This window comes from Tenuifilum sp. (genome assembly GCF_037481895.1).
GTDB classification, from domain to species: domain Bacteria; phylum Bacteroidota; class Bacteroidia; order Bacteroidales; family Tenuifilaceae; genus Tenuifilum; species Tenuifilum osseticum.
In genome coordinates, this window is the sequence record NZ_JBBFKU010000001.1 from 1 (window position 1) to 12830 (window position 12830).

12 protein-coding genes are annotated in these 12830 nt (G+C 42.5%); 5 read left to right on the forward strand and 7 right to left on the reverse strand.

Features of this window, described 5'->3' with window-relative positions; genetic code table 11:
• The 5 genes from WHS63_RS00005 to WHS63_RS00025 all read left to right on the forward strand — a co-directional run.
• Positions 1-1954: DNA translocase FtsK (locus WHS63_RS00005; protein WP_445203326.1), on the forward strand; the 1954-nt coding region annotated here is incomplete at its 5' end.
• Between the two features lie 41 nt (positions 1955-1995).
• Entirely contained in the window at positions 1996-2637 is a 642-nt protein-coding gene (locus WHS63_RS00010) for a LolA family protein (protein WP_445199061.1), read from the forward strand.
• A gap of 5 nt (positions 2638-2642) precedes the next feature.
• Entirely contained in the window at positions 2643-3179 is a 537-nt protein-coding gene (cysC, locus tag WHS63_RS00015) for an adenylyl-sulfate kinase (RefSeq protein ID WP_445203327.1), read from the forward strand.
• Between the two features lie 185 nt (positions 3180-3364).
• Positions 3365-4273: a sulfate adenylyltransferase subunit CysD gene (cysD, locus tag WHS63_RS00020; protein ID WP_369488307.1), complete on the forward strand. Its 909-nt coding sequence runs from the start codon at positions 3365-3367 to the stop codon at positions 4271-4273.
• A gap of 18 nt (positions 4274-4291) precedes the next feature.
• Positions 4292-5569, forward strand: a complete 1278-nt coding sequence (locus tag WHS63_RS00025; RefSeq protein WP_445203328.1) for a sulfate adenylyltransferase subunit 1 — start codon at positions 4292-4294, stop codon at positions 5567-5569.
• 5 nt (positions 5570-5574) lie between these two features.
• On the opposite strand, the gene WHS63_RS00030 is transcribed toward WHS63_RS00025, so the two are convergent.
• The 7 genes from WHS63_RS00030 to WHS63_RS00060 form a co-directional block, all read right to left on the reverse strand.
• Positions 5575-6027: an NUDIX domain-containing protein gene (locus tag WHS63_RS00030; protein ID WP_445203329.1), complete on the reverse strand. Its 453-nt coding sequence runs from the start codon at positions 6025-6027 to the stop codon at positions 5575-5577.
• Positions 6028-6321: 294 nt separating this feature from the next.
• Positions 6322-7089: a C40 family peptidase gene (locus WHS63_RS00035; protein WP_445203330.1), complete on the reverse strand. Its 768-nt coding sequence runs from the start codon at positions 7087-7089 to the stop codon at positions 6322-6324.
• Between the two features lie 59 nt (positions 7090-7148).
• Positions 7149-7706 carry a hypothetical protein gene (locus WHS63_RS00040; RefSeq protein ID WP_445203331.1) on the reverse strand — a complete coding sequence of 186 codons (558 nt, stop codon included), beginning with the start codon at positions 7704-7706 and terminating at the stop codon, positions 7149-7151.
• A gap of 94 nt (positions 7707-7800) precedes the next feature.
• Complete coding sequence (locus tag WHS63_RS00045; protein ID WP_445203332.1) at positions 7801-9030, reverse strand: tetratricopeptide repeat protein; 1230 nt, start codon at positions 9028-9030, stop codon at positions 7801-7803.
• 3 nt (positions 9031-9033) lie between these two features.
• Positions 9034-10449, reverse strand: a complete 1416-nt coding sequence (pyk, locus tag WHS63_RS00050; protein ID WP_445203333.1) for a pyruvate kinase — start codon at positions 10447-10449, stop codon at positions 9034-9036.
• A gap of 106 nt (positions 10450-10555) precedes the next feature.
• Entirely contained in the window at positions 10556-12193 is a 1638-nt protein-coding gene (locus WHS63_RS00055; protein ID WP_445203334.1) for a cbb3-type cytochrome c oxidase subunit I, read from the reverse strand.
• A gap of 15 nt (positions 12194-12208) precedes the next feature.
• Positions 12209-12784: a hypothetical protein gene (locus WHS63_RS00060; protein WP_445203335.1), complete on the reverse strand. Its 576-nt coding sequence runs from the start codon at positions 12782-12784 to the stop codon at positions 12209-12211.
• Positions 12785-12830: the final 46 nt, after the last annotated feature.

Here is a 12830-nt window from a genome sequence, read left to right on the forward strand (position 1 = left end):
ATGGTTATCGACAGTCATAGGTAAGGTTGGAGCGGCCTTTCTGGTTCTAATAGCACTTATTGCCTATATCATATACGTAATGCCTAAATCGCTTTATCACTTTCAGAGTGGCACCAACTTCCTATTCAACTCTTTGAAAAATATTGTGGTTAAGGGCAAACAAAAAAAATCTCAATCCGAAAAGCATGGCGAAGATGAAGTAAAGCAGGCGGCAGCGGTAGTTGTTCCTGTTGATATCTCAAATGAAAGGATAAAAGACAAGGTTGATGAATTTGATGATACAGATGAGATTGACAACTTAGATGATGAACTTGACCCGGACATACAGGATGAATACGATGGTAGGGAGACTAAAACTGTAACTGAAGCAACCATTGAGGATAACTTTACCATAGAGCGAAACGAGGAGAAAGAGCTAGCCATATCCGATATTAACGAACAGGAACTTTACGATCCCACGCTTGAACTTTCAAACTATCAAAAACCTTTAATTGAGCTGCTGGAGGATTACAAGAATACTGAATCGCCAGTAACCAATGAAATGCTGGTTGAAAACAAGAACAAGATTGTAGAAACCCTTTCGCACTATAAAATTCAGATAGATAAGATTAAGGCTACCATTGGCCCAACTGTTACTCTTTACGAGATTGTTCCTGCCCCAGGTGTTAGGATCAGCAAGATTAAAAGTTTAGAGGATGATATTGCGCTTAGCCTTTCGGCATTGGGAATACGAATAATAGCCCCAATTCCCGGAAAGGGAACAATAGGCATTGAGGTGCCCAACCAAAACCCCGAGGTGGTGTCAATGCACTCAATTATCAAGTCGCAAAAGTTCCAGGAGTGTAAATACGATTTGGCAATAGCATTGGGTAAAACCATTTCGAACGAGATTTTTATGCTGGATCTTACCAAACTGCCCCACCTGCTTGTTGCAGGTGCAACCGGGCAGGGAAAATCGGTAGGTCTTAACGCAATTATCACGTCGTTACTTTACAAGAAGCATCCAGCTGAAATAAAGTTCGTTCTTGTTGACCCCAAGATGGTAGAGTTAACCCTTTACAACAAGCTCGAACGCCATTTCCTGGCCAAGCTACCCGATTCTCCTGAGGCCATTATTACCGATACCCAAAAGGTTATTTACACTCTGAACTCGCTAAGCGTTGAGATGGAGGATCGGTATAAGCTTCTAAACCTGGCTAAGGTTCGAACAATAAAGGAGTATAATCAGAAGTTTGTGGCTCGCAGGCTCAATCCCAATAATGGCCATAGGTATTTGCCTTACATAGTGGTTATTATTGATGAGTTTGCCGATTTAATTATGACAGCGGGGCGTGAAATTGAGATGCCCCTTGGGCGCCTTGCCCAAAAGGCACGCGCCATAGGTATTCACCTAATCATTGCTACACAACGTCCATCAACCAATATCATTACGGGTGTTATTAAGGCAAACTTCCCGGCACGTATTGCTTTCAGGGTGTCGTCAATGGTCGATTCACGAACCATTCTCGATACGCCAGGTGCAAATAACCTAATAGGCCGCGGCGATATGTTAGTGTCTGCCGGAAGCGATTTGGTTAGGGTGCAATGTGCCTTTGTTGATATTCCTGAAATTGAGAGGATTACCGATTTTATAGGTAACCAGCCCGGATACCCTCATGCCTATGAGTTACCCGAGTATGTTCCTGAGGGTCAGGATGGCCCAGTTGATGTAGACCTGCGGAAGCGTGATGAACTGTTTGAGGATGCCGCTCGCCTTGTGGTGCAAACCCAGTCGGGTTCAACATCCCTTATCCAACGTAAATTTTCCATTGGGTATAACCGTGCCGGACGCATTATGGATCAGCTGGAGGCTGCAGGAATTGTTGGCCCTGCCGACGGTGGCAAACCCCGACAGGTTTTAATTGTTGACGAGATGTCTTTGGAACGTATTTTGAACACTTTATCCGTAGATTAGTTTCTAATTTTGTATTTTTGCACGAATAAATTCTTTTATCAATGAAACAAATTCTGAGTTTGCTGTTTATTTCATCGTCGCTTACTCTCTTTAGTCAAGAGGTAAACCCCGATGGAATTGTTAGGAGTTTTAGTAACAAAATGCAGGAAATTAAATCGCTTTCCGCAACATTTAGCTTTACACTTGAAAACCTCCAGGAACGCATTACCGATACCCATCAGGGCAAGATACTGGCTAAGGGTAAAATGTTTTACCTTGACCTAATGGGCATGGAAGTATTTTCCGATGGTCAAACCAAATGGCAATACATTAAGGAGGCAAAAGAGGTTACCATTTCAAAGATGAATATTAAGGAGAATAGCTTTTTGGACGATCCAATGAAGCTTTTTAAGGATTACGACAAGAACTTCAAGTATAAGTATATCGGGCAGCAGAAATCAAAGAACAGGGTTTTGCATGAGGTTGATTTTTTCCCACGCGACCTGAATTTACCTTACTCATCGGTTAAGTTGCAGTTCGATGCAAACACCCTTGAACCATACCTTATTCGGTACCAGGGTAAGGATGGCAATAACTACATCATTCAAATTAAAAACTTCAAATCAAACGTTCCTTTACGTGACGATCGGTTCAAATTTGATGTGGAAAAGCACAAAGGGGTTGAAGTTATTGATATGAGGTAGTTTTCATGAGTTATAAGCATCCTATCACAGTCTGGATAACTGGGTTACCCGCTTCAGGAAAAACAACACTAGGGAAAGCACTACAAGGCCGTATTAGCCAGCTTAAAATTCCTGTGGTGCTGCTCGATGGCGATGAGGTTCGAAAGGGTTTATGTAGCGATTTGGGATTCAGCCCAGCCGATAGAACGGAGAACATACGTAGGGTGGCCAATATGGCAGCATTACTTAATTCACAGGGAGTTGTAACCATCTGTTGTTTTGTTTCACCACTGATATCCATGCGCGAAATGGCAAGGTCAATTGTTGGCCCAAAAAACTTCTTTGAGGTATTTACCGATGCCCCAGTAGAGGTTTGTCAGTCGCGTGATATCAAGGGAAACTACAGCAAAGCAATTAATGGTTCGCTTCCAAACTTCACCGGGATATCCGATAGCTACGAGGCACCTATGAAACCCAGCTTGCGCTTAAATACTGCCGAATTAAGTGAAGGTGTAGCTGCTGACATTCTCTACGACCATTTCCTGCGATGGGTTGATAAATAACAATCATTTCATACTACCCTATGGTGTATCTTTGCCATGCTTATAGGGTGTTGAAAGTGATAGAGGCAATTGGAAGGCTATAGGAATATTGTTCAGGGAAAAACACCAAGTCGGCAAGCATGTAAAGGGCTACCCGATGTAATTTCTCAAGTTGCTAAAATTGAAGTAATTAAAAGGATTTTGATATGAGTAATAAAGTGCCTATTAACCACTTACGCGAACTTGAATCGGAAGGAGTGTTTGTTATTCGCGAGGTGGTTTCGCAGTTTGAAAACCCTGTGATGCTTTTCAGCGGCGGAAAGGATTCCATAGTGATGTTTCATCTAGCCCGTAAGGCTTTTTATCCTGCAAAGGTTCCCTTCCCCCTAATGCACATCGATACCGGCCATAACTTTCAGGAAACACTCGATTTTCGGGATTGGCTGGTACAGGAAACCGGAGTGCAGCTAATTGTAAGATACGTGCAGGACTCCATTGATAAGGGTAGGGTAGTGGAGGAAACCGGTTACAATGCAAGCCGAAACAAGTTGCAAACCGTTACCCTGCTCGATGCCATTGAGGAGCTAAAAATTGATTGTGCCATGGGAGGTGGGCGTCGCGATGAGGAAAAGGCAAGGGCTAAGGAGCGTTTCTTCTCGCATCGCGATGAGTTTGGCCAGTGGGATCCCAAAAACCAACGCCCTGAGCTCTGGAACCTTTTTAATGGTCGCAAGAATATGGGTGAGCATTTTAGGGTATTCCCAATTAGCAACTGGACCGAGATGGATGTTTGGCAATATATACTAATGGAAAATATTGCTTTACCCTCGCTATACTTCTCGCACGAACGTGAGGTTTTTGAGCGCGATGGTGTGCTTTATGCCAAAACTCCCTTCTTAAAGATGAAGGATACCGAAAAAGCCGAGAAACGGATTGTTCGTTTCCGTACCATTGGCGATGCCACTTGCACAGGTGCTATTGAGTCGGTTGCGAGTAGCGTTGAGGATATAATTCGTGAGGTGGCTGCAACGCGCGTAACTGAACGTGGCGGTCGTGCTGACGATAAACGCTCCGAGGCAGCCATGGAGGATCGCAAAATTGAAGGTTATTTTTAGTTTTTAAATCATTTTCCAATGGAAGATAAAGTAATTGAACGTTCATACCTAGATATGGAGCTTTTGCGGTTTACTACTGCTGGCAGTGTTGACGATGGCAAAAGCACTCTGATTGGACGACTACTATACGATTCAAAGGCAATCTTTCAGGATCAGCTGGAAGCAATTGAACGGGCAAGTATAAAGAAAGGCGAAGAGTATATCAACCTTGCCTTACTAACCGATGGTCTGCGCGCCGAGCGCGAGCAGGGTATAACCATTGATGTGGCATACCGTTATTTCCATACCCCCAAGCGCAAGTTCATTATTGCCGATACTCCGGGGCACGTACAGTATACCCGCAATATGGTAACCGGTGCCTCAACTGCAAATGCAGCTGTTATCCTGGTTGATGCCCGCCATGGCGTGATTGAACAAACCATCCGTCATGCTTACATTGCCTCCCTTCTCCGTATTCCTCACGTGATAGTATGCGTGAATAAAATGGATTTAGTTGATTTTAAGCAGGATGTTTTTGATAGTATTCAGCAGAAGTTCCATGAATTTGCAACGCATCTCGATTTGCACGATGTCCGATTCATTCCCATTAGCGCTCTTCTGGGCGATAATGTGGTTGACCGTTCCAAGAATATGGATTGGTATCAAGGCCCTACACTGATGTACCTGCTTGAGAACCTGTATATTTCAAATGATTATAATCAGCTCGATGCTCGATTCCCTGTTCAGTATGTTATTCGTCCACAGTCCATTGAGTTCCACGATTACAGGGGTTATGCCGGTCGTATGGCAAGTGGTACATTTAGGGTTGGCGATAGGGTAAAAGTTTTGCCCTCGGGCTTTACCACTACCATCAAGGGTATCGATTTTTGGACTGATCACCTTGATTCAATTACCGCTCCGCAATCCGGAACCATTATTTTGGAGGACGATTTGGACGTATCCAGAGGGTGTATGATTATTCCTGAGGAGAATGGCATTAAGCAGGGGCAGGATATTGAACTAATGATATGCTGGTTAGGCGATAAACCCATGGTTCCCGGTGGTAAGTATGCCCTGAAGCACACCACTAACGATTTGCGCTGCATGGTCAAGGAGGTGAAGTACAAGGTAAACATCAACACGCTGGAAAAGGATTATGACGACAAATCGGTAGGGATGAACGATATTGCTTGCATTACCATTCGCACAACCAAACCATTGTTTTACGACTCGTACCGCCAGAACCGTGTTACAGGAAGTTTGATACTTATTGATGAAGCCACTAATGTAACAGTAGGTGCCGGAATGATAGTTTAGGCAGTTTACTGTTCTGAAAAACTTCTCTTAAGGCAGCCAAGCGCTGCCTTAACTATTTTTGAATGGTCGAATGCCAGCGGGGGAAGATTATCAAGCGGGAACCATTGGGCTTTTGCAGCGTCATCGCCAGCAGTCGGATTAATTTTATCATCGCTTACCACTCCCCAAAAGGCAATGGCAATGTTTCTATCGCGTGGGTCTCTATCAATATCATCGAATGCACCAATCTGTTTTAGCTCAACCCCTACAATCCCGGTTTCCTCAAATAGCTCACGAGCTGCGGCATCAGCTAGTAGCTCCTTAATTTCGGGGAAGCCTCCAGGTAAAGCAAAATGCCCTTTGTAGGGTTCGTTGCCACGTTCAATGAGTAGAAGGTGTGTTGGCTTAAAGTTTATATCGACCTTGAAAATTACGGCATCGACCGTGACAAGCATTCGGGGGTACTCGTAGGTGTACATGCTAAACTATTCATTTTCAGGATTCTCGTCGTTGTCCGATTTTTTTTGATCGCGTTTTCTAAGAGCAACCCAAATTGCAAATGCAATAATGGCAATAGCTATCAAAAGTTGGTGTTTTAGCATACGGTTGAGTTTTGAACGGATTTTGAAAGATACCAAAAATATGTTTTAATGTCAAGCAAAACTATAATTATGCAGACTTGCATAGAGAATGCATTGGAATCAATTGGATTACAGTCTTTCAGATTCCTTTCGTTTGGCTCACCAGTCAATTGACTTTCAATCCGTTATGGCTTATAGTACGCGTTTAATTATCCTAAGCTTGTGGGTGTATATGCCCAGTTGTGAGTTGTAAATCCCTTGATGGTCAAATTTATCAATTCGAACGTAACCGGAGCTATGTACTATTTCATTGGGATTGATTAGAATACCAACATGGATTATACGTCCCTCTTCGTTATCGAAGAAAGCAATATCGCCGGGTTGGGCATGGTCAACAAACTCAACAGTTTGGCCGTTTTGAACCTGTTGCCACGCATCGCGTGGGAGGAATACCCCGGCAGTTCTGAAGCAAACCTGAACCAGGCCAGAACAATCGATGCCGAAAATCGATTTGCCGCCCCATAGGTACGGGGTGTTTATAAATGCTTGGGCGGTTTTGATTATATGATCCAAAGGATTAGTGGGCAGAGAGGGAATATTAGCAGTAAGTTCAAAATTTGAGCCGTTTAAGTGGAATTTTTTTCCAGAATATCCGTAAAGAATCGATCCCGGACTAAGTAAATACCTTGAGTTATCATCTACCTTTATGGCCTCGGCCAGTGATGAGAGAACCGAAAAGTTGGTAAGTTCCTTTTCGCTGCTAGTGTCTGCTACAATATCAATTAGCCTGGAGTCCACCCATCCCGGGTAGCTGTCAAGGGTGCTTTCAATTCTATACCATTGCTTAAAATTCTCAAGAATTGTAACCTTTTCGCCAAAAAGTAGTTGGTTAACCATCTCAGTGGTTTCATTGGGTTCCTTGCGAACCGGAACCAAGCTTTTAGCTGCCAATCCCAGCATAATTGCTATTTTTTTTGTAAATATAGCAATTATCAGGTTTCATTCAATAACTATTGTAGCTATTGCCACATGGCAGTTATCCGAGCGGTAAGGTTTTTCCCGTTTACAATTTGCTCAACATCGACCTTCAAGGGTGATTTAAGTGTGATTTCAAGGGTATGCTCAATCCAGCCTGCAATTCGCTCCATTATGAGTTTTTCGTCGACATGGAATTTTTCAAGCTGAAGCACTGCTTTTTTATCGGAACTTTCCACCACTTTAATGTCGGCAGGTTGGTAGTAAGTGGAAAATATACTTGATGCTCTACTTAATACAAACTGTGGTGAACTTATCCTGACAAATATTTTGTATATGCCTTTTAGGGCTATATCGGCGCTATACCTTCCAATTTCACGTGCTGCCTTATTGTAATCGCCATTGTAAAACAAATCGGCTACTTTTTGTGTAGGTATGATTACCGATTCAATTAACGGATACCATGTTGTTGCATAAATAGGTTTTTCAATAATCTCACGCGATGAGCTTGGTAGTGACTTTAGCCATTCCGAGTAGCGGTTAATAAAGTTGGCTTTTACAAAGTCAGGGGTTGCTTTTACTGCTGAACCTTTTATTTCCATGTTTTTTCATTTTACACAATTTTAAACAAACTTTTGATTACTATCAAGTTTTTTTGATGTTAATTCTTTAATTGTTGATGAATGTTTATAGCTATTATTTTCTACAGGTGTTAAAATGCAAACCTTGAGCATCAATGTTACCCAAACTGCCCGATATTGAGAAGCATTTACAAGCCTCTTCCCTTTCGCCTGCTTGCAGCAGAGCTAAGCCTTTTAGCAGGTACGACTCTGCAGTGCAATAATTCTGGCTGATTGCTTTTTCAAAGTCGACAATTGCTTGTCGGGGTTGGTCGGTTTTTAGGTAGATTTTTCCCCTAAGCAGAATAAGTTCTATGTTATCGGGAGTAAACTTGAGCATTTTGGCTATTGCCAGTAGGGCATCGGTATAGTATCCTGCCTCATAAGCATACCTTGCTAGGTTTAAATTTGCTTCGGTGTTGTTGGGGAAATACACAAGGTATTCCTTTAGGGTTTCATACGCCTCGCTATAGCGATTTAATTTACTGAGGATTTTTGCCTTCAACAGCAAGTAATCGGGTTTACTCCCTGATTTGTCAATAGCTTGCTCGATTTGCGTTAACGCTTTTCCGTTTTGATTAAGGTTAAATAGTGCATTGGCCTGCAGTGCCAAGTAAACATAATTCCTTTTGCTGCGATGGTATGCGTTCTCAAAATCTCTTAGTGCAAGTAAAAAGTTTCCGGCATTTAGGTGTGCACGTCCCCGTAACTCAAATAGTTCTGCTTTTGATTTTTTACTTTTTATCCTTTTGTTAAGGAGCTCAATAGCCTCGTCGTAGTTTTGGTTACCAATTAGGTAACGGGCATAGTGAATATCCTTTTCACTTGCGGAATACCATTCCTTGTCCCAGATTTTTTGCCATTCCTTTAAGGAATGCGCAAATGAAAAGTCGTTACTGAGTAGGAAGCTACTTTCAGGTTCTCTGTATATCGACTGTAAATTCTGACGAGTCCATTCAATACAGTTTATTGTATCGCCCATGAGGCAATACGTTCTTGCCAGTTGATACGATGCAATGCCTGAGCGTTGTTGTTCAGCCTGTAAAAAGGCCTCAATGGCCTCATTATACCGATTGGCTTGTAAAAGGGCTTTCCCTTTTACAAGGTAATACTGGTAACGGTATGGTTTGGCATTGAAGCACGAATCAGCCCAGCTGAGGGCATTCTTTGTATCGTTTAGTTCAAGCGCTGCCTCTGCTCTGTAGTAAGCATTTGGCATTTTCTGGGAGTAGCCCAATAGGCAAGTAAGTTGAATAGCTAGAATTGCTATGTGCAGTTTTACTGATTTGCCTAAAGAATCGGGCATTTTTTACTTTTTGGATACCAGATTTTTAACCTTGCTAATTTCCATGAACGAAGCACCATTGCTGGGCCCAAAGCTACCTCCAATGATGAGTACCATGTCCTCGGAGGCAATTTTTCGGCGTTCGAGCATGGTGCCAATGGCATCGGTAAGGAAATGGTCGCGTGAGGTGCGGGGCTCCATGTAAACTGCCTCTACACCATACGATAGTGCTAACTCGCGCATTACATGTTGCTTGTAGCAAATGGCAAATATGGGAATTCGACCACGGAATGCAGCAAGGTAGCGGCCGGTGCGACCTGTAAGAGTATCAACAATAATAGCTTTAATGGGAAGCGATGAACATGCCCTAACGGCAGCTTTAGCCAGGGTTGCTGTTACCTCGTTGTTAATTCGAACAAGGTTTACTGAAAGGTCAGCCTCTTGGGCTTCCTCAACCTCGCGCGCAACGCGGGTCATCACCTCAACCGCTTCAACGGGGTACTGACCGTATGCCGTTTCGCCGCTTAGCATAATGGCGTCGGTACGTTGGTATATGGCATTGGCAATATCGCTGATCTCAGCACGCGTGGGACGCGGATGCTCAATCATGGTATGCAGCATCTGGGTTGCAATTATTACCGGCTTTTTACTCTCTATACATTTCCTAACAATTCGGCGTTGTATAATAGGTAGTTTCTCGGCAGGAATCTCGATACCTAGATCGCCACGAGCCACCATTACGCCGTAGGCGTGGTCAAGGATTTCGTCAATATTGTCAACACCTTGTTGGTTCTCAATCTTGGCAATTATTTTAATTGGGCTATTGTGCTTATGGAGTATCTCCTTGATTTCAAGCACGTCGTGTTTGTTACGAACAAAGCTGTGAGCAATGTAATCTATATTGTTTTCAATGGCAAACTGAACAAACGCCTTATCCTTTTCGGTTAGCGAGGGAAGGTTGATGTGCACATTCGGTATGTTTACACTTTTACGCAGTTTTATGGTGCCACAGTTTGTTACCTCGCAGTAGAGGGCATTGTCCCTTTTATCAACCACTTTTAGTTCAATTTCGCCATCATCTATGAGAATGGTGTTACCAACTGGCACTTCGGCCGCAATGTTCGGGTAGCTAACATACACGGTGTCGATTCCGGAAGTTCCATCGGGGTTGCCAATAATCTTTATGTTCATTCCGGTTTCCACCTTAATTTCCACGCCATTTGATGAGGTTCTAATCTCGGGGCCTTTAGTATCGACAAGTATAGCGATGTTTTCAGAAACACTCCGGATATTGGAAATCAGATTTTTGGCTGATTCCGGGTTCATGTGGGCGGTGTTCAAACGCGCAACGTTCATTCCGGCCTGGTAAAGGGATTTAATAAAATCTACATCGCAACGCTTATCGGATATGGTGGCAACTATTTTTGTACGTTTGAGCATAGGTGGAATTTTTTTGCAAAAATACTCAAGTTTTTGTTAAGCTTTCTAAAAAAAGAAAAGGGCAATCGAAAATTCGAAAGCCCTTTTGCTTATTTCATTTAGTAAATTATTCGGGAAGTATTTGCTCCTTAGGTAGTTTTGATGGTTTGAAAATTTCAATAATTCCTTTTACACCGATTGTGAGGACAAGGTTGAAAAAGTATGATAAGTAGGCTAAAAGTAGTGCTGCTCCGGCTAATGCTGCAAGAATCATGAAAATATCAAACTCGCCATTGTAGTAGATGGTTCTGCGGAGCATGCCTTTAAGCCCGGCCATACCCATGAACGCACCCATACCTATACCTCCAAGTAGATGTAGCCAGAAATGCCATGATGTAAGTTTTATGCTGTATATGTTCAAACCATTAGTTAGTACTGGTAATAACTTATAAACTACTGCATACAGGGTCATGGTAAGTCCAATCAGAACAGCTACATGGACGTGAGGCCCAACAATCCATTGTGTGTTGTGTAGTATTCGATTCATCCCCATATCGGCTTGAATAATACCTGCTGCAACAGCTAGGGCAAAACCAAGTAAACCTCCAAGGAAAAATTTTAGTTCTGGTGTCCATTTTAGAGGGCGTGCACTCCAAAGTGTTACTAAACTTATAAATAGAGCTAATCCTTGGGTTATAAGCTCAAACGCTGTTACAAATTGACCGGACACAAGTTTTAGCATTAAGGGCTGCGCCTGATCGGAAAGGAGGTGGTGCGACCAAACTGTCCAGGAAACTACTAGTTCGAGCAAAAGTAGTGCCCTAGCTACGTTCTCCATATATACATTTTTAACGCCAGTTATTAGCATGGCAAGTAGGTACCAAGTACCGGCAACAAAAATGAGAACTAAACCGTCGGCTATTAGGTCGAGCCCCCACCAGAACATGTTCTTGTAGAGGAGCGCATCAATCCAAGAGTTTTGTAGGTTAAATCCTAAAATATGCCCTACTAAGTAAACCAGAATAAGCACTCCCGTAAAGGTTATTATACCAGCATTTAGGAATACATCAACCGATCCCCTGGCTATGGCAGCAACTGGTAATGGCACTTGGTGATGTTTACGATTTTCTTTTTTTCGGAAAAGGTTTGCTAGCCCCGATACTCCCAGTGCCGAAGCCAAAAGTGAACCACCCGGTTGCTTTTCCCACCCTTTAGGGGTATAAGTAATTGTTTTAAAAACAATAACGACAAAAATTATGGAGGCCACCATTACCAATGCAATTCCAAGAATAAAGAAAGTGCCACCCCATGGTCCAAATTGATTAAAGTCAGCTGGTAGTGGCCAGTATAGGGTATATAGAGGCCCATAATGCGAGAGGAATCCTGCAAACCAGAAAACGAAAACCCCAACAGTAATCAGCCAAAACGACCAATTTGCAGCTTTAAATCCCCATAAAGGTTTTTTAAGAAGGAAAGGTAACGCAAAATAGAAGGCGCCAAACACAAGGGTGTAGGTGGCACCAAAAATACCAACAAGTGGATGTGCTGTTAGGATTGCAAAGTATTGATGTTCAGGAATTAGTCCGGTGAGTGAGTTTGGTGATGCAAGGATTAAGCGCATTATCATCCCTTCAATTACAGCAAAGCCATAGTAAACAAGAGATACTACAGCAAACCTTAGAGTTAATTTTTGTAATGGGGTAAGGCCTGCTAAGCGTCCGTTTACCTCATTGCCATTTATTAAAGTATCTATTAACTTTTTCATAGACCAACGATTTTATTATTCGACAGTAATAAAGTTTGGTATTATCATACGGGTGCTTTTTGGGCCCGCAAATTCGGTTGAACGCAAGGTGAAAGTCCCCTTTTCATTGAACTCCCATATGATTTTGTTATTGTAAAGTGGTAGTACCTGCATTTGTAATACCATAGTATTGTTAGGCCTGAATAATCCAAATCCATAGGTTAGGTCTTTGGAATACACATCGAACATAACTGTTTCACCCTCTTTAATTTTAATTGGCTCAGCAACGGGCAACTCCTGCCTAATTGAATCGGTTAGGATGTAAAACTTAAAACTATCGACCTCCATTTTAATCAACCTGTCAGGGTTGATTTTTGATGCATCCATTTCCAGTTTTACCCAAGGAATGGTGTGCATGGTAGTGAGGTGAAGCGATACGCCAATTATGACAAGCAACGTAGTAAAAGAGTAAAATAGTACTGGCTTTACTACAGGCGTTTTAGTTGGTTTGGTTATTCGGTAGGCAAACCAACCAAATAGACCAATTGCTACCAAACTATAAATGGTGTAAGCTGCAATTAGTCCTGTTGCAACTAAATCGGAGTTTACCATAGTTTTGTTTGTTTTGGTTTACATGCAAAATTTACGAAATTTTAAC